Source organism: Limibacterium fermenti (genome assembly GCF_041902845.1).
In the GTDB taxonomy this organism is placed as follows: domain Bacteria; phylum Bacteroidota; class Bacteroidia; order Bacteroidales; family Dysgonomonadaceae; genus Limibacterium; species Limibacterium fermenti.
Genome location: NZ_CP159486.1, coordinates 1,156,328 through 1,181,716, shown reverse-complemented (window position 1 = coordinate 1,181,716; position 25,389 = coordinate 1,156,328). Strand labels below are relative to the sequence as shown.

Below are 25,389 nucleotides of genomic sequence, written 5' to 3'. Positions count from 1 at the left end.
ATGGCAAGATTTATACTCCAATCCGATTATGGCATGCAGATCAAAGCGGAGATCATCCGGCTCCTGACGGCCAATACTATTGACTGGTATGTTAGTGCAAAACTCATTCGGGCCGAACAAACAGCTATCCATCAAATAAAAAACCGCATTGGCAAACGGTACGATTGCGATGAAATATTCACACCCGGTGATGAACTGAACGACTTACGAGACCAGTGGATCGTTACCATCACCATCGACATTGCACTCTACCACCTTTACAGCCAAACCGGCATGAAAGACATACCGGAACACCGGGCAAATCGCTATCAAGATGCCATTGACTGGTTGAAAGATGTCGGCAATGGAACAACGCCGACCGATCTTCCAACGGTAAAGGATGACGAAGGAGAAGAATATAGCGAGGTGGTAATCAACAGTCGCCCGCCTGAAAATCATAAATGGTAATTCAAAAAGGAAAGAAATGAACATACGTGAACTTTTTAGAAGAAACAAGGCAGCCGGTAATTCAAATAATTACAATGATGCCCTTAAATATACACTTGACGGAAATATTACGCAGGATGATTACCAAAAATATATGACCGCAGAGGCGGTATTAAGGCACTATGCAGATAAATCGAAAAATGATATTCTTGTTCAAATTATCAAAGAATATCAGGATCGTAACCGGAAGGATATCGATAAATGGCGACAGGCTATCGGCGCGGCGGAGAACATTGATAATCCGCGCTGGTACCTGATTCAGGATTTATACAGTGACATGATCGATGCGCATTTGGCATCTGTCACCGAGATCCGCAAAATGGCGACAATGAATCACCGCTTTTATATCACCGATAAAGATGGTAAACAATTGGATGAGCAGACCAATTTCATAAATGATCAATGGTTTTATGAATTCCTAAACGAGTTCTTTGAGGGCAATTTCAAAAAATATAGTGTGTTGGAATTCTCCCGCGATGAAGATACGCCCGTTTTTTCGATCATCCCGCGCCGCAATATATGTCCGCAATTGGGACGTGTGTATCTTGAAGTCGGTGGAGACAAATATCTTAATTATCATGATTTCCCGAATGTTGTAGCTATCATCCACAACTCGACTTTTGGAATCATGAACGATGTTATTCCGAATCTTATTTGGAAACGGAATGCGTTGCAGGCTTACGCCGAATATTCCGAGCGTTTCGGATTTCCATTGATTACCGCAGAGACAAACAATAAGGCCGAAGTGCCTAAAATCAGTAAGTCTCTTGTAAATTTAGGCCAATCAGGTACCGGCGTACTGCCTACAGGGACAACAATCACCGTTCACGATCTCGCCAATGCTGCGAATCCCGATAAGGCTTTCCTGGCGCAAGCCGAATATCAGGACAATCAAGTCGGTAAACGCTTCTTGGGCTCAACCACTATTACGGAAGAAAACGGGAACCGTGCACAAACGGAAGTTCATGAGCGCACATTAGACGATAAGCTTGCCACTGCCGATAAACGGAATGTCGCTTTTATCGTACAACGGCAACTGATGCCCGTATTGCAATATCTCGGTTTTCCTTTCGATAATACGAAAATGATGTTCCGGTTCGATGAGACAGAGGATTTATCACTAACAGAGCACTGGAAGATCGTCAGCGATGCAATGGCACATTACGAATTGGATCAGGATGTAATAGCCGAAACATTCAATTTGCCTATTATCGGTAAAAAAGAAACATCCCATTTGGACAGCGGGGGAATATCCGCAAATTTTCGGTAGGGGATCGAGCCAAAGCGCACGCCGTTCCCCAATTATATGCGCACACCTGCCCGGATTGCGGCGGTTCGCATCCCGAAGCATCGGAAGAAATCCCGCCCGCCATCATTCAAAAGATGGAAGAAATGGTCAATCTGGTCATCGGAGATATCCATTCCGGCCGTGAACCTTCCAAAGGATTGATCTCACTTGCGGCCCGTTCATTAACCGGCAAGGTGATGGAAAGCTATGGAATCGTTACGCCGGACTTCACTACGCCTGATGTGGAAATGTTAGCACGCCTTACAAGCGACGTGTGGGAGTTCAGCGCTGCGAAGAACTGGCAGGAAATGCGCGATCTCACCTCGTTATTGAAAGACGAAAAGGGGAAACTGCGTTCGCTTGCCGATTTCAAAGAACGGGCACAAACCGTCATCGGGAAATATAATAATGCTTGGTTCCGGAGTGAGTACAATTTTGCTGTTTCAGCCTCCCAAAGCGCCGCACGATGGACGCAATTCGAACGCGATAAAGATACGATCCCCAATCTGAAATACCAAACCGCGGGGGATGATGCCGTTCGGCCCGAACATCAACTATTGGATGGGATCATTCGCCCGATAAATGATTCGTTTTGGTTGACACATTATCCACCGAACGGATGGGGATGCCGATGCGAAGCTGTACAGGTGCCAAACGGATTAGGACGGGTTACACCGGATGATAAAATTCCATCTGTGGATATTCCGAAAATGTTCCGCACCAATCTTGCTAAAACGGGATTGATTTTTCCGAAAGGACATCCGTATTATAAAGGAATACCCAAATCGGAATTACGGAAATCCATCGCCTGGCTTGATCCGAAAGATACGTATCAGTCATTTGTCGTTGGCCGTCACGAATTCGATATTCATCCGTTACACGGAGAAAAGGAATTGCATACGAATATCGAAGCCTCCAACGTGCTTCTGAATCACAAACCGAAATCCAAACTAAAATTGCTTCCCGTACTAAACGAACAGGATGCTCAAGTTAAAAACAGGTTTTACCCGAGGGATTACGTAAATAAGTTCGGAAACAAAAACGGGGATGCGCTTTTGAACGGAAAGGTCGTGGAATTCGAATCACCCAACGGATCGAAAAAATCAATTCAATGGGCGATATCGAACGGTAAAAAACAGGCCGACACAGTTATTATACATCTTAACGATCATATCGATTTTAATGAGGCATTGCGCATCGCAAAAGGCCATTTGAAACATTATGAAAAGGAAGATTTTGAAGTGTGGTTATTGAGCAAAGGGCGATTTATCAAGATAAAATAAAGCAAAAGCGGTAAAAACCGAAGTTCTTACCGCTTTTGGGAGCCATGGGCCGCAGCCCCCGGCACCACAAAAATACAAATTTATTTTGAATGACAAATATATTTAATGTAAAAATGAATGGATTAGCAAAATTACGATTATTTATAGACCTGAATGGTAATCTCGATAAAGGTTTGAATGCTGCTGATAAGAAAATCAGGAAAGCTACCGGAGACATGCAATCAAAGCTAAACAATTTCAAAATAAAGAATATTGAGGCCTTTGAGGCTATTAGTTCACAAGTGCCGGGAGTCGGAGCTGCGATCGGGACGTTAGCCAACCCATATACTGCAATTGCGGCGGCGGCAGGAGTCGCCATTGGTGTAGGAGTTAAAGCAACAAAAATGGCAAATGAGTGGCATACTAAAATGTCAGCGATCAATGTTACTGCAGAACTCACAAAAACAAAATTACAGTCACTTTCCGATGAAATGCTTAAGATCGGTGGACGGAATGCCGCTTCACTCGAACAAGTTCCAGAAGCTTTTAACCGAATAATAAGTGCCGGTCTTGACGTCAATACATCCCTACATGCATTGGAACCAACGTTAAGAGCGGCAAAAGCAGGATTTACGGATATTGAAACTGTTGCCTCGGCAGGGATTGCTACGATGATGTCTTCCGGAGAGAATATCAACCGAGTTTATGATATTCTTTTCGAAACGGTGAAAGAAGGAAATGCCGAGTTTAGGGATATCGCCCAATACCTGCCTAAAATAATACCGCTCGCCCGGAATGTAGGATTTGCACTGGACGAAACAGCAGGAGCATTCGCATCTTTAACGGGTAAATTATCCGCTGAGCAATCAACTACTGCTTTACAGGGAATCATGCGTTCCTTATCGAATAATGAAGTGATAAAACGATTGGAGAAGATGAAAATTCAGATATTCGATACTGAGACAAATAAAGTCCGTCCAATTTTGGATATTATAAAGGATGTTGATAAACAAATGTCTGGGCTATCTGATAAGCAACGGATGATTAAATTCGACCAGTTAGGACTCGATCAAATGAGCGTTTTGGGCTTTGCAACATTAACGCAAGACGTAAACGGACTTGAAAAAGCTATTGATGCGACAGTAAACTCTCAGGGCGCTCTCGGAAAAGCCTATCAAGATTCGTTAACCCCCATGGAAAGTTGGAAGATTATTCAAAATCAGCTAAAAGTGGAGATGATAAAGATAGGCGAAGTCTTTTTACCTATTGTTTCAAAAGTCGGAGAGGGAATCCTAAACATAATCGGCTATTTCCGGAATCTGTACAAAGAATCTGAACTATTCCGAGATATACTCAATATTATTGGAAAGGTATTCGAATGGGCATTTAAAATTGCTATTGTACCAATCAAAGCTGTGATCAATTATATGAAATTGGCATGGAAAGCTATCTTTGATGTAACAGAAGCATTAAATGGATGGTTTGAAAAGATAACCGGTATTAAAGGTGGCTTTTTATCATTATATAATTACATTCGTCCATATCTGATATGGATAAAAGAATTCGCGGAATCCATCGGTAATATACTTTACGACATCGTAACGTTTAATTTTAAAGATGTGAAAGAACGAATTCAGAACTTTAAAATGCCAGATATTGGCGAAATCAAAGCTAAAATAAAAATCGAAACGGAAACGGAGAATGATAATCCTGATGGTTCACCGGTAACACCTAACAATGGTACTCCTGGAGTACCAGTTACTCCGACAGAGACTGTCCGCAAAATAACGAATGGTAGTCAGACAAAAAATACGACCATCAATATTGACAGCTTTGTAAAAGGATTCACCCCCACCCATCAATCAATTAACGGCATGAGCAAGGATGAAATGGAAAGATGGATGACAGAGATGTTCCTTCGTGTAGTCAGATCAGCAGAAACAATGTCATGAGTAAAGCAGATATAACGGATTGGACACGTAAAATGAAGGCTTTAAAATCAGCCTATCTGAAACTACCTGATGAAATTGCAGCAGTAGCTGTCAACTTTTCAAAGGAAAGGTTTCGCGATCAGTCATGGTTGGATCATACGAAAGAACGATGGAAGCCACGCAAACAAAGGAGAAAAGGCAGTCCTAAAAGAAGCCAAACGTTATTAGTCGATACCGGACGCTTAAAACGGAGTATACGCAAAATATCGGCTAATACCAATCGTGTGGTTATTGGTACCGATGTACCGTATGCATCTATCCATAACTACGGTGGAACGATAACCGGGACATTCACTGTAAGGACGCATGCAGTGAAAGCACAAAGGCGTCGCTCATACACCCGTGTTAGAGCCGGCAGAACAGAGAGGATAAAAGCGCAAACTATCAAATCGCACGTAGTAAATTCCCATTCTCGAAGAATGGACACACGAATTCCCCAGCGTCAGTTTTTAGGAGAAAGCTACACGCTTAACAGAAGGATATATTTATTAACCGCCGCGCGGTTTTCGCGGGCTTTAAAACAATAAAAAAATGCTTGTACAATTATTAGAATTATATAAACTCATCGATTCTAAAAAACAAATATTCATCGATGCAGGATTGGATGGTGATTTTTTTATAGACGTTTATAGGTCACAGCCACATGAGCCGCAGTTGTATGAATATTTTTCTTTGCCGGCGATATTTGTAGATTATTCGATATTAGGGCAAGGTAAAAACAAGCCCCGTAAGGTTACGACAACCCTTCATGTTGTAACCGATGATATGCCGGATATATCCAACATTTCAGAACAAAAGACAGAAGGGCTAAAACGTTTTTTATATAATCTACTTTTACAACAAATCGTCGAAGGAAGCCGTCTCGGTTCCACGACAGCGTTATCATTTATCAATGAACTTCCGATTGATGAACCGGTGATCAATTATCATACTCAGACATACGAATTCGAAGTCAATTTATCAGATATGATCAGTAATCATCCGGAAGAAATCATCGGAGAGTTTGAGCGATTGAATATCTATGGTAGTTTAAAGAATCAGCATTTTTTAAATTCCTTATAAAGGATATTTAAACCTGAAAATAATACCATTTTCGGCAATTCAATGCAAGCACATTTATTATCATTTTATTGATAACATTTGTGCGTATATTGAATGATAACGGTGTTATCAATCGGCAATTCAATACATGCATTTTTTGTTATCACCAATCAATTTCCGTTCAAGTTCTTTATTTATGCGGGTTTTCATAGTTTTATTACCTATGAATTACCTATAAATTACCTGTGAAGAGAAAAAGCCGTTTTTTATAAGTGACTATTCAATAAGATTTTAAAGTTTCATATAAAAGTGTGTATTTTGAATTGCCCCTTAATAATCTCTTATAAGTTTTTATTGTATATGAATGTTTTTAACAGCGGGAAAGGTTAACAGAACAGAGCTATCATTATTCTCAATTTTACGATTAAAATATATTTTAAAGGAGAGATTCTTTTTTATCGCTTTGGAAAATTCAATTAATTTGCTTAAACGAATATCCGTATCTTCGTCAGAAAATTGAAAAGATGCACTAACAATTTTGCCAGAAGATAAAACGATACAATCTACCATACATTTTTTATTATATAAACTAAGAATTTCTTCTTTTGTAAATATTCGTTGAAGAATTTGATTAAGTTTTTCTATAGAATTCAAATGAATCTCCATCATTTCTACTGCAACCCCTTCTTTATCTACCGGTCTAGACCGATTCTCTGAAACATTTATTCTATCCGAATATTTAAATACAACTGTTCCGCTGAATTGGCTTGTTTCTATTTTTCTAATTAAAGAATCTTGTGCAAGGTTAATTTGACCATATAATGGACAAATTATTAATGCTTGAATCATAATTAATACTACATATATTTTTTTCATATTTTTCAATTAAAAGCAATCCGATGATGAAATAATTTTTCTTAAAGCTTGTGGGGAAGAAAGTGTAGGACTAAGAGAAGAACTATATACGTGGGTATATTGATTAAACAGATTAAGCCATTTTTGATAATCAGAATCAGAAAGGCTCAAAGGATTATCCTGGATTGAACGCATCCATATGTTATAATCATCAATAATATTATCTGGGGCAGACCCGATATTGAAAGCCATGCAGCAGTAAAGTGGCATTATAATGTCTTTGAAAATTTTCGCTTCAAATTCGATATTTGCATATCCCGGAGATTTATTACCCTGAGTGTCTTTACCATATTGAGAAGTTCCGCCCGGATAATAAGCATCCTGCCAGGCATGAAACAGTTCTTCCTTCAAACTGGCACTCGTAATGCTTTCCGTATTGGCAAAAGTAATCCCTTTAATCTCCGTACGATATGAAGCCGGATTGCTGGAAGGCATCATTCCGAAATCCAGATAAACCCGGTTGTCAACTAACGTATTGTACAAAGCGTCCTGCATACAACCCTCATGAATAAATTCACTCAACGCCTGATTCAACTTCGATTTCTGAGTATCTGTCATTGTAATTTTCTTTAAAATCTGTTGCCATTCCGGTAATGAGGAAACGGGTTGAGGGGATGTATCCACTTCCATCACCGCCGCCATCTTCTCCTGAATTATTTACCAATATGGATGTCAATAATTCCAAAGCTCGAAATGATAATCAACTTTCTATCAATTATTTTTTAAGTGTATCGCAGTGACAAAATATATTTTTCTGCAAGAGAACTGCCATAAAACAGACAGTTCCCTTTCAGAAAGAAAGTACCGATAAGCCGGATTATTTTCTCCTTCGTGAAACAAATATTGGAAAAGATTGAAGTAAATACCCTTCTTTCTCCAAATTTCCATAAAGCTCTACTTCAAGATATAAATTCGTTTCGATTTCATTCTTAAATCTTTTCAATTTGTTTATATCAACATAATTTTGAAGGGCAAACGAAACTGAAACTATTTTCCCTGATGGAATATGTATCTGACAAATAGCAATTCCTCTTTTAAGTGTATCCAATTCTTCCGCTTTAAACAGCGTCCGTTCAATACTGTCTTTTTTAGAGATCAAGTTAAAGCGAAAGTTAACATTATCGCGCGCAGATCGTTCATTCGATGTGAATTTGGGAGAAGTTCTATATTTATCCCGATCCCTATCAGAATAATTAATATATGTACCACTTGACACGGATTCTCGAACCTCAACATTGAAAACACGATCTGTAAACTTCTGCCCATAAATTTGACCCAACAGAAATTGAACAAGCATAAATATTGCAAAAACAAACTTTTTCATATATAATCATTTTAATAACAGTCGGATTGATTCATTAAACTCTTTATGACTTTTGGTGTACTAAGATTATCCTGCATGGGAGAATAATAAATTGTGTTGTGTTGATTGAAAAAATTCAACCATTTCTGATAATCTGTATCCTGTAAAGTGATTATGGATTCCCGTATATCATAAATCCACAAACTATATTCCGTTGATAGGTTTTCAGGAAAATCATTTGCTTCCATAAATGCCCAACAGCAGCTATGATTCGGACTTTCAATAATATCTTTAAAGACTTTCGCCTCAAACTCTATATTTACTTTCCCTACTTTCGCATACTGGGCAATACCTCCTTCATAATAAGCATCCTGCCAGGCATGGAAGCGTTCTTCCTTCAAACTGGCACTCGTAATGCTTTCCGTATTGGCAAAAGTGATCCCTTTACTTTCCGAGTGATTGTACAAAGCTACCTGCATACAACCCTCATGAATAAATTCACTCAACGCCTGATTCAACTTCGATTTCTGGCAGTCCAAACTTCTCGATGATTTCAGGAAAATTACCGGGTCCTCATTCGGTTGCACCCTTTTTAGGAAATGGGTAATTTCTCCGTTTTTATATACCCACCCGTTGACAAACTCGCCCTCTAAGTTATGATAGAGGATCCGCCCCGTAAACTGTTTGTCGCGAACGATATAGCTATTGTTGTCAAATGCCTTGAAATCCGTAAACTCCAGATATTTTACCAAAGGAATAATGGTCATCAGGAAACCGTAAATTTCTCAATTCTCGCGCAAGTTACTTTCGTAGAACTTGCGCGAGAAAGAGCTTTCATTTACCCTTATTAATACGCTAAGGGATCTCAAAATTAAGGCTTAAACAAACTTATACGCGCAGGTATATATCCAGATGCTGCTCTTTGTCCGTTAAACAAGACATCGAACGAGTTTTCAGCCATTATCTTTTTCCGCAGCACCCGTAGTTTTTTTGTGTCGATAAACGATGGGTCTTCCAAATTATTAAAAATAAACGTTACCGAAACTATTTCACCGTCGTTAGCCCTGACCATAGCCATAGCCCTTGGCCGATAATGAGAAAGCATATAATTGCGCTCTTCTTCATTATATAGTTCTCGTTCTATTTTTTTTAATTTCTCTTTACTGGAAAATTCAGATGAAGGATTTTCCACTTCTTCCCCATTTTTATTTTTTGGATTAGATCTGTAATTATCCATATTCACATCTTCAAACTTTGTTGTATTTTTTACCGTTGAAATGTAAAATCCATCCTTTGTACTTTGTGAAAAAACTGCAGCAACAAAACTCTGCAATAAGACAACTAAAATTATACTGTACTTTTTCATATTGTTTAATTTTAAAAACAGTTTGAGCTACTTATTATATTATTCAGGGAATCGAATCCCGTCAATTGATTGCTTATGGGACTTGTATAAGCCGGATTATATTCATTGAACAAATCCAGCCAATAATTGTATACGCTTCTGTCTTGAAGAATTGATATGTCTTCTTTCACGCTTTCTATCCAGTTTCCATACTCACTATTAATTCTTTTTTCTTCATCTGTCTCAGTTTTAAAAAAGGCAGAATAAGTACCCATTTGCATAATTAAGTCTTTAAACACTTTCGCTTCAAACTCGATATTGACTATTCCTGTTTCCGCATATTGCGAAATACCTCCCGGATAATACGCATCCTGCCAGGCATGGAAGAGTTCTTTTTTCAAATGAGGGATAAATAACCGTTCCCTTTTTTACTTTCAAGCCTGCGACTGTTTGAATATAATTTAGCAGACCGATAGTGTCGCTTTTAACGACACCATCGGTTACCAGTTATATTCATCATTCTTTCAATTCGTATGATGAGAAAAAAAGAGGATATGCTATTCTATCATAACCTTCTTTAGTTAAATCTGCTCTCAAAGAGATATCGAAAATGATTTCATTTTTTATACGTCTATTGTATAGTTCCAGCTTTCTTACATTGATATCCGTCTTTTTTGTTAAAAAAGATACAGCCACAACTTTGCCGGTAGGAATATGTATCTCAAAAATAGCAAAAACTTTATTCTGATTGTATAATTCTTCTTCGGAAAAAATTTCTTTTTCTATCCTACCCAATTTTTTTACAGGAGGCTCTTTTGTAACAATTACAGATAAATCTGCAGATGTTTGTAGATTAAATTTCGGTATCTCCGTATATTTATCTCTTTCAATATCTTCATAATAGACTGTTGTCTGCTTATCTACATCTTTTTTTGTAACTATTTCAAATACACTGCTTCGTCGTTGGGCAAAACATCCCATAGTTATTATCTGTAAGATAAAAAATAGAATAATAATATTATGCTTCATAGTCAATAGTTATTATATTTTTATTACAAGCAAGTTGCATTATTTATTAAATATCTCAAAGCTATTGGCGTTAATAAATCATTGCTCATTGGAGATGTATAATTTAAATCATATTGTTGAAATAGATTTAGCCATCTTTGATAATCACTGTCCTGAAAATTCATAGTTCCTGAACTTTTGATATCTAATATCCAATTATAATATTCTTGATATAGTTCTTCTGATAAAATATCAACACTAAATGCATAGCAACACCCATTATACATTTCGGGGTTATTGAGCAAATCTTTAAAAAATTTCGCCTCAAACTCAATATTGACTATTCTAACATCTGCTTATTAGTCGATTACCAAAGAAGCCTTTTTTATCCCCCTTCGGTAATCAGCATAAATAATAATCTACTTCATTTCTTTTGTTCTTTTAATGAAGTAAAAACAGGAAACCCCTTTCCGAAATACCCTTCTTTTATTAGTTCTACATTCAACTTGACATCGAATTTAAGTTCATTTTTTATTCGTTTATTGTACAGTTCTAGTTTTTTTATATCGATATCTTTATTAAATGTGGAAAATGAGACTGCGACAATTTTTCCGGATGGAATATGAACTATACATGTAACAAACCCTCTTTTCAAATTTTTCAACTCTTTATCTGAAAAAACAGCCCTTTCTATTCGATTCACTTCTTCCCGGGTAGGAAAAGTAATAAAAGTCGCTTCATCCGAAGGAACCGAATATTTAAAAGAAGGAGTACCTTTAAATTTATCCGTATCCATATCTTTGTAATATACGGATATTCCCTTATCCGGATTTTCCTTTGTTGTTATGATAAAAACATCGCTCTTCTGTTGAGCAAAACAAACTGTTATTGTTTGCAAGAGAAAAGATAAAATAAAAATATATGGTCTCATCGTTTTTTTATTTAAAACAAGTTGAATTGTCTATTAAATTTCTTAAGCGTCAGGAGTGGATAAATCATTGCTCATCGGAGATGTATAGTTTGTATCATACTGTTGAAATAACTTCAACCATCTTTGATAATCATTGTCCTGAAAACTGATATTTTCCGAATCCCGGATACCATATATCCAATTTTGATATTCATCATATACTCCCTTTGGGTAATCATAGTAATTACTAAATGCATAGCAACACCCATTATACATTTCGGGGTTATTGAGCAAATCTTTAAAAAATTTCGCCTCAAACTCAATATTCACATATCCTTCAGATTTATTACCCTGAGTGTCTTTACCATATAGCGAAATTCCGCCCGGATAATAAGCATCCTGCCAGGCATGGAAGAGTTCTTCCTTCAAACTGGCACTCGTAATGCTTTCCGTATTGGCAAAAGTGATCCCTTTACTCTCCGGATGATACGAAGCCGGACTGGCAGAAGTATTTATCCCGAAATATAATTGGACACTTTTATTGACTAACGCCTTATAGAGTGATTCTTGCATGCAGCCTTCTTTTATGAGTTCCTCTACTCCTTTATTCAACTTATTGAACTGGTTGTCGGATAATGAATTTTATTTCAGTAGTTTATTTAATATGGAAAAGATATTTATCGTTTACTTTAGTGGCATATTCTCCATATCTGGTTCTGGCAATCTTCCTCAGTTCGATGGGGAAGATTTCTCAACTAACGTCTATTTTTGCATAGCTCTCAAAGTCATTCTTGCGTAACCTTCTTTAACTAGTTCACTTCTCAATATTATTTCAAACTTTAATTCTTTCTTTATTCTCTTGTTATATAATTCAATTTTTTCTTGGCTTATATTTGTATCTCTTGTTAGGAATGAGGCTGATACAATTTTTCCTGTAGGAATATGTATGTCACATATTATAAGAACTCTTCCTGATTTTTCTAGTTCTTTTTCCGAAAATATATCATTTTCTATGATACTCAATTCTTCCTTAGTGGGGAATTTTGTTACAATAGTTGACAAATCGGATGTAGGGGTTTTGAATTTTGGTAATTGTTTGTATTTATCGCTTTCTTTATCTTTATAATAAACTGATATCGCTTTATTAGAGTCTTTGTTTGTTATTATTTCAAATACATTACTTTGCTGTTGGGCAAAACATCCTGTAGCTATCTGTAAAATGAGAAATAGAATAATCATATTAGGTTTCATATTTCGTTATGTTTTAAAAGCATTTTGAGTTATTTATTAAATTCCTCAAGGCTTTTGGGGTTGACAAATTATTAGCCATCGGGGAAGTATAATCTGTGTCATATTTTTGGAATAAGTTTAACCATTTTTGATAATCTGTATCTTCAAACTCCATTTTCCCAGAATCCTTGATATTATATATCAGATTAATATATTCTGTATATAGATTATTTGGTAAAACATTCACATTAAAGGCATAGCAACACCCATTATACATTTCGGGGTTATTGAGCAAATCTTTAAAAAACTTTGCCTCAAACTCGATATTGACTCTTCCTGTTTCCGCATATTGCGAAATACCTCCCGGATAATAAGCATCCTGCCAGGCATGGAAGAGTTCTTCCTTCAAACTGGTACTCGTAATGCTTTCCGTATTGGCAAAAGTGATCCCTTTACTTTCCGAGTGATACGAAGCCGGATTGCTGGAAGGCATCATCCCGAAATCCAGATAAACCCGGTTGTCAACTAACGTATTGTACAAAGCTACCTGCATACAACCCTCATGAATAAATTCACTCAACGCCTGATTCAACTTCGATTTCTGGGTATCTGTCATTGAGATACCTTTTAAAATCTGTTGCAATTCCGGTGAGAGGGAAATGGGTTGAGGAACGTATCCACCGCCGCCACCGCCGCCAGTGCCGCCGCTATAGTCGTCCTCTTCCCCGTCGATGTCTCCCCCGTCTTCTCCGTTTCCCCCGTCTCCGGAGGTACATTGCTGCTCGGTACCTATAAACTCGTATTTCCAATCGGTACAGGTCGTACCGGTATAAACCGGAGTGCGATCGATATTCGTATATTGGTACCAGTCGGTACAGGTACGTGTCCAATCCCATTGTTCGACTTCCTGGCAGTCCGAACTTCCCGATGATTTCAACGAGATTACCGGGTCCTCATTCGGTTGCACCCGTTTTAGGGAATGGGTAATTCTTCCGTTTTTATATACCCACCCGTTGACAAACTCGCCCTCTAAGTTATGATAGAGGATTCGCCCCGTAAACTGTTTGTCGCGACCGATATAGCTATTGTTGTCAAACGCTTTGAAATCCGTTAACTCCAAATATTCCACCGAAGGAATAATGGTCATTGGAAAAGCATCTTTGGCTCCGCTACTCAATTCTGTTTTAACGACCAATCGCATATGCGACTTCATATAGCGCTCATCATGAGTTTTTCGAATTTCTGTTTATTCTATAATATAATTAGTCGGCCCTTAAAAAGTATATTTCATTCAGAAAATCCGATGGGTATCATTTGTCTTACCCCTCGGATTTTCTGTTTTTCGCCCTCTAATAACAGTTTTCGGATTAAGCCCAAAAGAACCCTCATGGCTCTTTTGAAGTTATAAGCTGCTGCAGCCAACAAAACATTGATAGCATCCCCAAGTATGCCTTTATAAAAGTTTCGCCCTAAACGATGATCCGTCTTCAGATGCCCGATGGTAGGTTCTATTCCTGCACGCTTGCAAAACAGCTGATGTTTTTTCTTGCGTTGATAGGATGTGTCTTTGGCTTTTGGCGTATCAGGAATCAGTATCTGCGTCCCGTTTATCTCTTTCTTGCCACGATAGCCCCTGTCTCCGGCTAATCGCTTGATACTTTTTCCAGTCAGCCGAAATACCTGTTCCAAGCTCTTCTGAATCGTATGCCCATCATATTCGTTGCGGAAAGAGCTGGCACCAAGAATGACGCCTGTAGCAGAACGTATAATGGATACTTTGTTACCAAATTCATATTTCTTGTGTTCTTTACCTTTACTGATGCATTGAACATCAGGCTCATGGATGGAATAAATCTTATGGGGAGAATTACGACGTTGTAAGAGTATCTTTTCAAAGATGGACAGTAATTCATCATATGCTCGATTCTCACCTAAATTACGTTTGAGTTCTCTGACCAGACGCCCGGTGATTGTACGTAAACGCTTATCAGCTTTTAGCGCTTTTTTCCGGTTCTTGGGATGGTTACGAAAACGTAGATCCCGATAGATTCCTTTCAAAATAAAAGTGTATGACTGACGCAGGGGCAGATTCAATTCTTTTACAATCTTAAGCACTTTGCCAACTATCTTTTTGTGCAGTTTGGCATCTGTGGGATAAGTTACATTCTTTTCCTGTACGGTAGAGTCTATAAAGACAGTTCGATGATGATCCTCATCGCTCTTGTCATCATTTACACGAATGCTTTCAGCAAGAATAAGCTCTATTCCCTTTTCACCTATCCGCCGCCGAAAATGCACAAGCTCGGATGCATTGCAAGGAAAAGACGGCATAAATTCATGCATACCGCAGAAGTATTGAAAATAAGCGTTCTCACTCCATTGTTCTACAACAGACTCATCAGAGATGTTACGCAGATGTTTGAGGATCAGTAAACCACACATCAGACGGATCGGTTTAGCCGGACGACCGTTATCTGAACAGTAAAGAGGGGTGAATGCTGTTTCAAACACGGCCCAGTTAATTTTGCCAGAGAGTTTATGCAAAGGGTGCTGCTGATTCAGTAAATCATCCAGGGATGAAAACAGAGATCGAGAGGAGGGAGTTGTATTTATCATAAAAATCTGCAAGTTTCTATGTCCAAAGATACAAAAAATTGCAGATTTACCAAAAGAATTATGATATTATATTACTGCTAATCAGTATATAAATGACTTATTAAGGGACGACTAATTAGCATTGAAATCAGTTATCAATCTATTTCAGAGAGATGGATTGATAACTGAATATTCAATACCGCTTAAAAGATGATATTTTTTCAATAAAACACATCATAATAATATCCTAATATTGTCAAAAAAACACTTTAAAAGATTGCTTAACAACTCCGTGTTTAGCCACTTTTCTTTCGAAAGATAGCTCGGTCACCTCTAGTTCATTCTTTAAACGATCTCTGTATTGCGCGAGCTGTACAGTATTAATTTCCCCCATATCGGATTCATTTATATTCCTGAATACAAATGAAAGTGCTATTATTTTTTTAGTTTCAGAGCAGATATAGACTATTGCAAATGGTTTATACTTTTTTATTTGATTTCTCTGACCGTCATTAAATATATCTTTTTCTATATTTTTTCTATCTTCATTGAATTTAACTTTAATACTACGTACGCTTACAATTTTATTCTCAGAATCACGTGGAGATATATTATTATATATTATTCTATTTGTATCTTCAAAAGTCGTAAATTTACCATCTGAATCTACATGAATCTTAAAACCATCTTTTGCAATATTACTTTGGGCACATACATTTACATTTAAGAAGAAAATAAATCCTTCAAAAAACAAAACAAATAAATATATTTTTCTCATAATTTAGTCTTTTATTAAAAACAATTGGAATTTGAAATCAGTTCTTGTAAAGCATATGGTATTGATAAACTACTATTAATGGGAGAAGTATAGTACAAATCGTATTCACTAAAAATATTCAACCATCTGACATAATCGGAATTACTAAAAGATAATTTTTCAGATAAACGTATAGATTCTATCCATGCGTAATATTCTTGATATAAGTTATCCGGTAAATTTACACCAAAAGTAATACAACACAACCCATTTGGAGCTCCGATTATATCTTGATAGAATTTCGCTTCAAACTCGATATTGACTTTTCCAACTTCCGTATATTGCGAAATTCCGCCCGGATAATAAGCATCCTGCCAGGCATGGAAGAGTTCTTCTTTCAAACTGGCACTCGTAATGTCTGCAGTGGAGGAAAAGGTTATTCCCTTACTTATCGGATCATATGAAGCTGATGTTCCAGAAGTTCTCATCCCGAAATCCAGATAAACCCGGTTGTCAACTAACGTATTGTACAAAGCTACCTGCATACAACCCTCATGAATAAATTCACTCAACGCCTGATTCAACTTCGATTTCTGGGTATCTGTCATTGAGATACCTTTTAAAATCTGTTGCAATTCCGGTGAGAGGGAAATGGGTTGAGGAACGTATCCACCGCCGCCACCGCCGCCAGTGCCGCCGCTATAGTCGTCCTCTTCCCCGTCGATGTCTCCCCCGTCTTCTCCGTCTCCCCCGTCTCCCCCGTCTCCGGAGGTACATTGCTGCTCAGTACCTATAAACTCGTATTTCCAATCGGTACAGGTCGTACCGGTATAAACCGGAGTGCGATCGATATTCGTATATTGGTACCAGTCGGTACAGGTACGTGTCCAACCCCATTGTTCGACTTCCTGGCAGTCCGAACTTCCCGATGATTTCAACGAGATTACCGGGTCCTCATTCGGTTGCACCCGTTTTAGAGAATGGGTAATTCTTCCGTTTTTATATACCCACCCGTTGACAAACTCGCCCTCTAAGTTATGATAGAGGATTCGCCCCGTAAACTGTTTGTCGCGACCGATATAGCTATTGTTGTCAAACGCTTTGAAATCCGTTAACTCCAAATATTCCACCGAAGGAATAATGGTCATTAAAAAAGCATCTTTGGCTCCGCTACTCAATTCTGTTTTAACGACCAATCGCGTATGCGACCTCATATAGCGCTCATCGTGAGTCTCTTCGAACTTCTGTTTATTTTCAGGTTGTACAAAATAGATTTCTCCTTTCATAAACAGATTCGTCTCCACTGTTTTCTCCTTTTTGTTAGCCCTTACGTAGGCCTGTTCCCAATCCGGTTTAACCTCTATCGAAGAAGCGTTTTCGACACTATTAGACGACCTGAATGAGACTTCTTCAGGGCGGGTGGCATCATACCACCGTTTCGCCTCCTCTATTTCTTTATCTTTATTAAAATCAACTCCCCCGGAATGAATATCCGGTTCATACTGGCAAGTAAACATAAGCATTGCCGTAAGGAGCAAAAATACAATTTTTTTTAGTATACTTCTCATGTTTTTTGTTTTAAATATTGGTACATAACACCGCAAATTTTCTGTTTTCCGGTCTGGGCGGTACAGGCCATTCGATTATCGATTTTGCCTCCCGAAGCGGGAAGCTACCCATGCCGGGAGCACAACACAAAATAAAGATTGTCCATTGTTTTATTCATTTATATTATTATTCGTTTCGAGTATCTTAGCCGTTTCTTTCCGGATAAGTTCCATAACCGGAGAATTGACTTTAACGGGTTTATCCATTAAAAGCCGGGCTTTTTCGACCGCTTTATTTTTCCTTCCCGTATCATAATAAAGTTTCATCAGGAGATATTCAGGATAATGACGGTTGGGCGTAATCAGGCAAGAACGGATATAAGCTTGTTCGGCTGCCTCATATTGCCTTAATGATTTGTAGTTGTTTCCGATATAGTTATAAGCCTCCGGATCGCATCCCGCAGCGAGATATTCACTAAACACACGGTTGCTTTCTTCATATTTTCCAAGATGGGAAAGACAACGAGCATACTCCATCAGGAAATCTTCCTCATATTTCAATTGCGGATACAAAATGCGATACTCGTCTAATGCATCCCTGTAAGCTCCTGACCGGAAAAGAATATGTGTTTCCTGCCATTTCCGGTAACTTTGCCTTCGCGGCAATACTTGAAAAGCCACAGCTACCGTAAGGAGAAGGAGCACCGTTTCTACTACAATAGAACCTTGAAATGACGGTTGCCACCGCAAGGGGGGCGTTTGCGATGCCAGCGCTGCCAGAAAGGCTACAAACAAGATTGAAAGCGGCAAGACGCTAAAAGGATACGAAAACAGGCTAAAAACAAGCAAACCGATAAAAGCAGACAAGTAATAAGACGTCGGCACTTTTACTTTCTCCGATGTATAGGGTATAAACAAGCATGCCCCTATCATGAAAAGGAAAAGGACTAAACCGGTAAGGCCAAGTTCAACGGCTATATGAACCCATTCATTGAATGCATAATCGGGATGATCCGCCACCTTAGCTTGCGCCGCCGTTCCCCTGCCGGAAAGAAAATAATCGGCTTGTGCCTGCCCATAGGCGGCTGCAAAGCGTCCGGTACCTATGCCTCCTACAGGATGCTCTTTTACAAGGGAAGCCGAAACATTCCAGATAAGCCAACGCCCGTCGGCAGAATCTTTTTTCATCCGGTACATACCATACAGTAATGTTACCATTAGAACGACTGTTACAGGAATAAAAATAAAACGCCAACGATTATATGGAAAAACAGGGAGATGGGCATTTTTCCTCTTAACGGCATATTTTTGCCAAACGACCGCCAATCCACCGGCAAAAGCGGCTAACCATGCTGCACGGCTTCCGGTAAAAGGAAGGACAATAAATGATGAGGTAAGTACGGCGCCGCTTAAAATACGCTTCCGGCAAGATGCATTTCGGGAAAGGAATGTCCCTAATGCCAACGGAATACCCGCAGCTACAAAACCGGCATAAGGCGCCGGATTGAATAACGATCCGGTAATTGGAAAAGCGTTGTGATAGGAAGGCAAAAACCCGCAAAGTTGTAAAATTCCCCAAAGAGTTTCAATTAATACCGTAATAAGAATTACAATTGTGAGGATGCGTATTCCGTTTCTGTTTTCGGCAAAAGTGCGTACCAAAGCATAAAAAGGAATCACGAGCAGGAAAAGCCACCAATGCATTTCATTGCCTCCTCCCATGAGAATCCGGTGGCTAATGATGTAAAACACGAATAAAGCGACAGCTATATCGGCGGTTCGGATAAGGAAGAAACGATATTTACGACAAACGATGAAAGAACCCAATACCGGCATGGACAAACATAGGGCTACGGTAAAATAGAAATATTTTGCCATCCTAACTCCTCTCCACAAAGTCGTATCGACGATACATATTGTTAGGAAAAGAGCCAAAAGCAATCCCCCTGTTATAAGGTTCCGACTGCTTATTCTCAGCTTTTTTATACTGTCACCCTTTGTTGTTATCATAATGGTTTGAAGTTTTCAGATCCTGCCAAATTCACAAAAATGGCATCTATGTCATTATTTTCCTCTTTTTGGAAAAAACCATTATCAAATTGATTACATATTGCAAATGCAATATGTAATTTTTATCAAAAGTAGACGTAAAATACAATCTATATCCCTCAAATAAAGACGAAACATCCTCAAATAACGCAAAATCCTTAAAAACCCATAATAAACTTGAATTCTCTTTTTTAGAATAAAAGTTATTTTAGATGTTTCTTAATTTGATGAATATCGATATCATATATCACAAAAGGCCACATTTCTATTCCTATTATTCCCGGGAACATTCCTACGTTGGATGTAGGTTCAAAGTCTTTTTCTCTTCGAATGTCTGTTGAATAATCAAGCTGCCAATCTGAATAATTTTTAAATAAAAGAAGAATCTGCATGTTCTTTTTCTTTTCTTCTTCAGTATCTCCACGTGTTCCAAGGCAGAAATAGAAAGAGATCGTATCTTCTTCTCCATTTTCAACAAACAGTTTTTTCAGATCTTCCATATTAATCACCTGGGAATATTTTTCAAATTCCACAACCGAATAATCGAAGTTCACAGAGTCTTTCGGTACTAATTTAATCGTAAACTTACTGCCGATAGGAAAAGTAAACTTGTTACTAACCCCAATCGGCATTTCTTGCGCATTTGCATACAGGCTTACGAAAAGCAATAGAATATACATATTCTTACGTTTCATGATTTTCAATTTTATTTATCGAAAAGTTACATATTTACCATCCAGCACTTTAACCGGAACTCCTTTATTGCTGTAATTTTCTATTAAATCAACATACAATCTATAGAGAAGATTTGCCATATTGCTGCTAATAGAAATACTATCTTCTTCCAATTTGTATTTCAGTGGAGCTACTTTTTTTATTTCCCCAAGCTGTTTTGTATTATATTCAGCAATCTCCGCCATTGCTTCTCTTGACATCAACTTATTTTGAGGGTCATGTCCATTAATAATTTTTAGTGGATATGCCGCTTTTAAGCTATCACGAACTTCTTTCCAATTATAAATTTGTTTTGCTTCTAGTATATATTGATTATTGGAAATAGTTATCCTGAAACCATATGCACCACAGAAACTCGGTTCTACGAGAAACTCTATCATACCATTATAATCAGGGAAAAATAATAATTGCATTTTCGTCTTATTCTTCAAGTTATCTGTACCGGATGGAAACATTGACGGCTCAATTTTTTTCTCAAACATACGAGAAGAAGAATTCATCTTCTCATTTTGAGCAAATGAATTTAATGGTAAGAACATTTGTAATATAATACTCAACACGATTGTGATATTAATTACCTTCATATGTAAATCCGTTTCCACTTCTTGGCATCCCAACAGACATGCAAGAATTGAAATAAATAATATTTTAATCTTTTTCATTAACAAGAATCTTAACAGGAGTGAAATAACAAAAACAGTCATTCAGGAAACACTTGTTTTGCGAAATTAACGGCTCAATTAACGTCATTATATATCGGATAGAGGGAACGCTTTGAGGCTTTCTGGTTATGTTAAACGGTGGAGGTGTCCTTTATCCCTCACCAACGCACGTGTTCGGACATATATTCTTTATGGGCGGTACTAATTTGGAATTTTACCCCAACGGAACGATAAAAATTTAAATTCCGAATTACTGAACATTCATGAATATAAAACTGTTTTAACAGGGACTAATTCAAAAAACAAAAAACTATGGGAATTTTATCGTGGATTATTTTAGGGCTCATTGCAGGAGCCATTGCAAAATGGATTCGCCCGGGTAAAGATCCGGGAGGTTGGCTCGCAACCATTATCATCGGTATTGTGGGCGGCATCGTCGGCGGATGGATCGGTTCGGCTCTTGGCTGGGGCAGCGTGGACACATTCAGCTTCCGCACGTTATTATTAGCTATCGGCGGCGCACTGATCGTTTTATGGCTATATGCCTTAATAACGAAAAAAAGAGCCTGAGCACAGTTGATTGCTCGAAACAGGTAAGAAAAATGAGGCCGGTCTCAAAGAATGACATCATTCTTTTGAAATCGCCTCATTTTTGTTTCCGTCCCGCTGTCTTTTTCCCCTTTCAACCCGTTGTCATTTTTCCTTTCAAATTAACTCGGCAAACTGCTGTTTTGCGGATTATAATAGGTATCCCATAATTCATCGGCCGTCTTTTCCCATTGATCCGCAGCGTCGGCACACTTGGCGCATACCGCATGGACATCTTCGGGGCAAAGCAGATCGGTGGATTTGGCTCGCGCCCTGTCGACCATTTCGGCCAATTTGCCTTTATTGTCCAGCAAGGGACACGGACGAAACAGGTTTTTATTAAACGGCTGATTCTTTCTATATTCCGTCATGATAGGATCGCGAAGGGCGTCGAGCAATGTCTTTTCGTGAATGTTTGTATTGGAATAATGGATGAAGGCGCACGGTTCGACATCGCCGTTTGCATTAATATGCAAATAGCTGCGTCCTCCGGCGATGCATCCTCCGGCGCATTTGCCGTCATTCCAGAAATCGAGTGTAAATAAAGGCTTCGAATTACGGAACTTGCGAATCTGGCGGTACATAAATTTGCGTTGCCCGGCGGTGACCATTAAATCGGGGACGGCATCGACTCCTATCGGCATATAAAGGAAAAACCAGGCGAATTTGGCACCGCTTTCAATCATAAAATCAAAATATTCTTCACTCCCGATCACCTCCGCATTGGCGCGGGTATAGCAGCAGGAATTACCGAAAAGCAGTTTTCGCTCTTTCAATATCTTCATGGCTCTTTGTACGGCTTTAAACGTCCCCCGGCCTCTGCGCGAGTCGGTTGCCTGCTGAAAGCCTTCGAGGCTGATGGCCGGGACGAAGTTTTTCACGCGCAACATTTCGTCGGCAAAAGATTCGTTGATGAGCGTTCCATTTGTAAACGACAGGAACATGCAGTCGTTGTGTTTTTCGCAAAGCCGTATGATATCTTTCTTCCGCATAAGAGGCTCGCCGCCGGTATAAAGAAAGAAGTGCGTGCCAAGCTGTTTAGCCTGCAAAATAATATGGTCGAGCGTATCGTAATCCATACTCATTCTATGTCCGTATTCCGCGGCCCAACATCCGATGCATTTCAGGTTACAGGCCGTGGTAGGATCCATAAGGATGGCCCAGGGAATATTACAGTCGTATTTCCGTTTATTCGCTTCCAGTTGTTTGCGGGAAAGGATGGTGCTTACAAAAAAATTCTCCGCCAATGTTTGCCGCACCCCCTTGTCTATATCCGTGAAAAGACTGTCGGCAAAACGGTGCCAATTGCTGTTTTCATCCAATATCAAATGTTTGATATCGGTGATCTCGCGGTTGAATTTTTTTCCTTTATCCAACTTTTCCGCCCAATGGACAATTTTAGGCATACTCCGTTGGGGATTGGAATCCAAATACCGAATAACTTGTTTTATTCCGAAATTTCTGACACTTGTTGTTGCATTCATCGTCTTCTTGTATTTTAATTATCTGACAATCCAAAAAAATGATCATGTTTGTCTCGTGACCGAAGCAACCTTCTTATTTTCGTTGCGCCATAACCGGTTTCATGGCTAACGGATGGCATACGGAGGAGAAATGACGTTCATTAAAAGCCATGATTTTCAGGATGAGTTGTTCCGTTTTGTGCTTGCGGTTCGATTTGATTTTTTGAATCATCGTCCAGATAGCTTCGTAATGTTTATGATTCAATTGCCGCTGCAATTCCGACACGGATAATCCCCCCCATAGTCCTTCGTTCACGGCGTAAACCATATAGATGGCAATAAACCAATAGCGGAAAGGCAACTGCGAACCATGCATAAGGGTATTCGCCCTCAGGCTTTGGCGCCTGCCGCAGTTTTTGCATTCGTAGCATTCTTTATCTTTTTTCCAATAATGTTCCATGCAACCGCATGCGGGACAACGCACTCCTTGTTCATCCCGAAATTCTTTGAATTTCCGGCGGCAGGTATTCTCATCCGGAAATTGAGCTATAAATTCTTTTATCGACATCTATTCATTATTTTTCAATGCGGTAAAGATATTCTTTTAGGTGTTAAATCCGATAGATTTTACAAGGAAAGACTATCCGTTTAATTCTTTTTATAGATACAAGGCTCCAATTTAAATATTTTAGGTATAAAATCCGATAGCATCCGGCCGGACGATACAAAAAAGAAAAGAAAAATATATTCCTTCTTTTCTTTTTATTGCTAAAAATCATTATATTTGCCGCGATGTATCGGGGAAATACGATTCTGAAACGCAAGCAGTGGTTGGATGTATCGCGTGCGATGGAGAAAGGAGAAAAATACACGTAATCGCATCATAGGTATCCGGCACCGAATCCTACACTTGTGGAACGCTTTCGAAGTGCTTCGGCAAGCTGAAAAAAACAAAGGCTCTTCGCCTTTTCCGTCCCCTGTCCTATTCAATAAGCCGGGCAGGCCGTCGAACAGATACGAAGCCTTCAAAAAAAGCCGGGCAACGTGTCGTATCAATACGAAGCCTTCAAAAAATTCCGGGCAGCGTGTCGTATCAATACGAAGCTCTCAAAAAAAGCCGGGCAACGCGTCGTACCAATACGAAGCCTTCAAAAAAAGCCGGGCAACGTGTCGTATTAATACGACGTTTCAAAAAAAGCCCTTCAGAGGGTATTCGTTTGCGGCAGGTAAATACCGCAGCCTTTCCTCCCTTAGTATTCGGGCGGAATTTCATTCCGTGAAGGAACGGTTAGAATAGTTCCTTGCAAAAGGTGTTCGTGTAAGTATTTTTGTTTATAAACAATAAGAATATTACGATGAATTTAATAAAATATTTCAACATAAGCAGATGCCGCAATAAAGAGCATGCGCAATTTCACGATCTGGTGAAAGCCGATATCGATAAAGAGGATATGACGAAACTGGGCATCACAAAAGTGTACCCCGCTTATACTTCGGCTTTGGCGGAAGAACACAAAGCCATTGAAGTGGAGCAGGGAAGCCGGTATACGTCGGCCATCGAAGAAGCCGACAAGTATCGTGATGAGCTGTACAGGGCATTTACCGACGATGTAAAATCGAAACAGAAATGGTTCGATGAGGCTGTTCGGGAAGCAGCCAAGCGCATCAAACGGATTATCAAGCAGGCCGGATATGTTCCGAGTTCGACATATGCGGATGAAACCGAAGCTGTTTCGTCCCTGACCAACCAACTGAAAACAAATTATGCCGCAGACCTTGCACTTTGCACGGAAACGGAATTGGTTGATAAACTGGATGAGGCAAACGTCGATTTCGAAAATCGATTCGGCAGCCGTACAGACGAGGCCGCTATCCGCACCAGCGGGGACGTAAGAAAAGCTCGTTTGGCTACGAACAAAGCCTACGAAAACCTTATGACGGCTATCAACGGGCTTGCTCTGAGCGGTGACGAAACGGTTTACGCTGCTCTTATCGGCAAAATCAATGCTCTCGTCGATTACTACAAAAACATGCTGGCTCTCCGTAAGGGTCGAGCCGATGCGCCGGATATTCCTCCGCCTCCTGAAAAATAAGTAGTAATCTTATATGACAAATCTTGCGTATTTCGGTGCAGACCGATGTTTGTGCCGAAATACTTTTTTTGAGAAGTCGAAGGTCGAAGGTCGAAAGACTAAGGATTGGAGACATTAGACA

27 protein-coding genes are annotated in these 25,389 nt (G+C 39.1%); 8 read left to right on the top strand and 19 right to left on the bottom strand.

Annotated elements, in window-relative coordinates:
* The 6 genes from ABNK31_RS05430 to ABNK31_RS05405 all read left to right on the top strand — a co-directional run bounded on the left by ABNK31_RS05430 (position 1) and on the right by ABNK31_RS05405 (position 6,089).
* A complete protein-coding gene (locus ABNK31_RS05430; RefSeq protein ID WP_418894694.1) occupies positions 1 to 447 on the top strand; it encodes a phage protein Gp36 family protein in 447 nt (148 codons plus the stop codon).
* 16 nt (positions 448 to 463) lie between these two features.
* Positions 464 to 1,756: a phage portal protein family protein gene (locus ABNK31_RS05425; protein WP_418894693.1), complete on the top strand. Its 1,293-nt coding sequence runs from the start codon at positions 464 to 466 to the stop codon at positions 1,754 to 1,756.
* Between the two features lie 113 nt (positions 1,757 to 1,869).
* Entirely contained in the window at positions 1,870 to 3,057 is a 1,188-nt protein-coding gene (locus ABNK31_RS05420) for a phage minor head protein (protein ID WP_418894692.1), read from the top strand.
* 113 nt (positions 3,058 to 3,170) lie between these two features.
* Entirely contained in the window at positions 3,171 to 4,988 is a 1,818-nt protein-coding gene (locus ABNK31_RS05415; RefSeq protein WP_418894691.1) for a phage tail tape measure protein, read from the top strand.
* Positions 4,985 to 5,554: a phage virion morphogenesis protein gene (locus ABNK31_RS05410; protein WP_418894690.1), complete on the top strand. Its 570-nt coding sequence runs from the start codon at positions 4,985 to 4,987 to the stop codon at positions 5,552 to 5,554. The genes ABNK31_RS05415 and ABNK31_RS05410 overlap by 4 nt, the downstream gene beginning before the upstream one ends.
* Positions 5,555 to 5,558: 4 nt before the next feature.
* Complete coding sequence (locus ABNK31_RS05405; RefSeq protein ID WP_418894689.1) at positions 5,559 to 6,089, top strand: hypothetical protein; 531 nt, start codon at positions 5,559 to 5,561, stop codon at positions 6,087 to 6,089.
* Positions 6,090 to 6,419: 330 nt separating this feature from the next.
* On the opposite strand, the gene ABNK31_RS05400 is transcribed toward ABNK31_RS05405, so the two are convergent.
* The 17 genes from ABNK31_RS05400 to ABNK31_RS05320 form a co-directional block, all read right to left on the bottom strand.
* Positions 6,420 to 6,944, bottom strand: a complete 525-nt coding sequence (locus ABNK31_RS05400; protein WP_418894688.1) for a hypothetical protein — start codon at positions 6,942 to 6,944, stop codon at positions 6,420 to 6,422.
* Between the two features lie 9 nt (positions 6,945 to 6,953).
* Entirely contained in the window at positions 6,954 to 7,625 is a 672-nt protein-coding gene (locus ABNK31_RS05395; RefSeq protein ID WP_418894687.1) for a hypothetical protein, read from the bottom strand.
* Positions 7,626 to 7,800: 175 nt separating this feature from the next.
* A complete protein-coding gene (locus ABNK31_RS05390) occupies positions 7,801 to 8,307 on the bottom strand; it encodes a hypothetical protein (protein ID WP_418894686.1) in 507 nt (168 codons plus the stop codon).
* 11 nt (positions 8,308 to 8,318) lie between these two features.
* Entirely contained in the window at positions 8,319 to 9,053 is a 735-nt protein-coding gene (locus ABNK31_RS05385; RefSeq protein ID WP_418894685.1) for a hypothetical protein, read from the bottom strand.
* A gap of 104 nt (positions 9,054 to 9,157) precedes the next feature.
* Complete coding sequence (locus tag ABNK31_RS05380; RefSeq protein WP_418894684.1) at positions 9,158 to 9,652, bottom strand: hypothetical protein; 495 nt, start codon at positions 9,650 to 9,652, stop codon at positions 9,158 to 9,160.
* An 11-nt stretch (positions 9,653 to 9,663) separates the two neighbouring features.
* Complete coding sequence (locus tag ABNK31_RS05375; RefSeq protein WP_418894683.1) at positions 9,664 to 10,032, bottom strand: hypothetical protein; 369 nt, start codon at positions 10,030 to 10,032, stop codon at positions 9,664 to 9,666.
* Between the two features lie 115 nt (positions 10,033 to 10,147).
* The gene (locus tag ABNK31_RS05370; protein WP_418894682.1) at positions 10,148 to 10,660 is read right to left on the bottom strand and encodes a hypothetical protein; all 513 of its coding nucleotides are present in this window, start codon (positions 10,658 to 10,660) and stop codon (positions 10,148 to 10,150) included.
* 403 nt (positions 10,661 to 11,063) lie between these two features.
* A complete protein-coding gene (locus ABNK31_RS05365) occupies positions 11,064 to 11,570 on the bottom strand; it encodes a hypothetical protein (RefSeq protein ID WP_418894681.1) in 507 nt (168 codons plus the stop codon).
* Between the two features lie 42 nt (positions 11,571 to 11,612).
* Positions 11,613 to 12,161 (bottom strand): hypothetical protein, encoded by a 549-nt coding sequence (locus ABNK31_RS05360; protein WP_418894680.1) that lies wholly within the window; start codon positions 12,159 to 12,161, stop codon positions 11,613 to 11,615.
* Between the two features lie 150 nt (positions 12,162 to 12,311).
* Positions 12,312 to 12,800: a hypothetical protein gene (locus ABNK31_RS05355; protein ID WP_418894679.1), complete on the bottom strand. Its 489-nt coding sequence runs from the start codon at positions 12,798 to 12,800 to the stop codon at positions 12,312 to 12,314.
* Positions 12,801 to 12,813: 13 nt separating this feature from the next.
* A complete protein-coding gene (locus ABNK31_RS05350) occupies positions 12,814 to 13,992 on the bottom strand; it encodes a hypothetical protein (protein ID WP_418894678.1) in 1,179 nt (392 codons plus the stop codon).
* A gap of 74 nt (positions 13,993 to 14,066) precedes the next feature.
* A complete protein-coding gene (locus ABNK31_RS05345) occupies positions 14,067 to 15,395 on the bottom strand; it encodes an IS5 family transposase (protein ID WP_418892750.1) in 1,329 nt (442 codons plus the stop codon).
* 235 nt (positions 15,396 to 15,630) lie between these two features.
* Positions 15,631 to 16,152, bottom strand: coding sequence for a hypothetical protein (locus ABNK31_RS05340; RefSeq protein ID WP_418894677.1), 522 nt, complete (start codon positions 16,150 to 16,152; stop codon positions 15,631 to 15,633).
* 14 nt (positions 16,153 to 16,166) lie between these two features.
* The gene (locus ABNK31_RS05335; protein ID WP_418894676.1) at positions 16,167 to 17,699 is read right to left on the bottom strand and encodes a hypothetical protein; all 1,533 of its coding nucleotides are present in this window, start codon (positions 17,697 to 17,699) and stop codon (positions 16,167 to 16,169) included.
* A gap of 150 nt (positions 17,700 to 17,849) precedes the next feature.
* A complete protein-coding gene (locus tag ABNK31_RS05330; RefSeq protein ID WP_418894675.1) occupies positions 17,850 to 19,556 on the bottom strand; it encodes an O-antigen ligase family protein in 1,707 nt (568 codons plus the stop codon).
* A 374-nt stretch (positions 19,557 to 19,930) separates the two neighbouring features.
* Positions 19,931 to 20,422, bottom strand: a complete 492-nt coding sequence (locus ABNK31_RS05325) for a hypothetical protein (protein WP_418894674.1) — start codon at positions 20,420 to 20,422, stop codon at positions 19,931 to 19,933.
* Between the two features lie 15 nt (positions 20,423 to 20,437).
* Complete coding sequence (locus tag ABNK31_RS05320) at positions 20,438 to 21,124, bottom strand: hypothetical protein (protein WP_418894673.1); 687 nt, start codon at positions 21,122 to 21,124, stop codon at positions 20,438 to 20,440.
* Between the two features lie 312 nt (positions 21,125 to 21,436).
* On the opposite strand from ABNK31_RS05320, the gene ABNK31_RS05315 reads away from it, so the two are divergent.
* Positions 21,437 to 21,694: a GlsB/YeaQ/YmgE family stress response membrane protein gene (locus ABNK31_RS05315; RefSeq protein ID WP_418894672.1), complete on the top strand. Its 258-nt coding sequence runs from the start codon at positions 21,437 to 21,439 to the stop codon at positions 21,692 to 21,694.
* A 140-nt stretch (positions 21,695 to 21,834) separates the two neighbouring features.
* Here ABNK31_RS05315 and ABNK31_RS05310 read toward each other — a convergent pair whose 3' ends face one another.
* Together ABNK31_RS05310 and ABNK31_RS05305 are read right to left on the bottom strand one after the other, a co-directional pair.
* The gene (locus tag ABNK31_RS05310) at positions 21,835 to 23,196 is read right to left on the bottom strand and encodes a radical SAM protein (RefSeq protein WP_418894671.1); all 1,362 of its coding nucleotides are present in this window, start codon (positions 23,194 to 23,196) and stop codon (positions 21,835 to 21,837) included.
* Between the two features lie 73 nt (positions 23,197 to 23,269).
* Positions 23,270 to 23,743 (bottom strand): transposase, encoded by a 474-nt coding sequence (locus tag ABNK31_RS05305; RefSeq protein ID WP_418894670.1) that lies wholly within the window; start codon positions 23,741 to 23,743, stop codon positions 23,270 to 23,272.
* A 787-nt stretch (positions 23,744 to 24,530) separates the two neighbouring features.
* On the opposite strand from ABNK31_RS05305, the gene ABNK31_RS05300 reads away from it, so the two are divergent.
* Complete coding sequence (locus tag ABNK31_RS05300; RefSeq protein WP_418894669.1) at positions 24,531 to 25,268, top strand: DUF6261 family protein; 738 nt, start codon at positions 24,531 to 24,533, stop codon at positions 25,266 to 25,268.
* Positions 25,269 to 25,389: the final 121 nt, after the last annotated feature.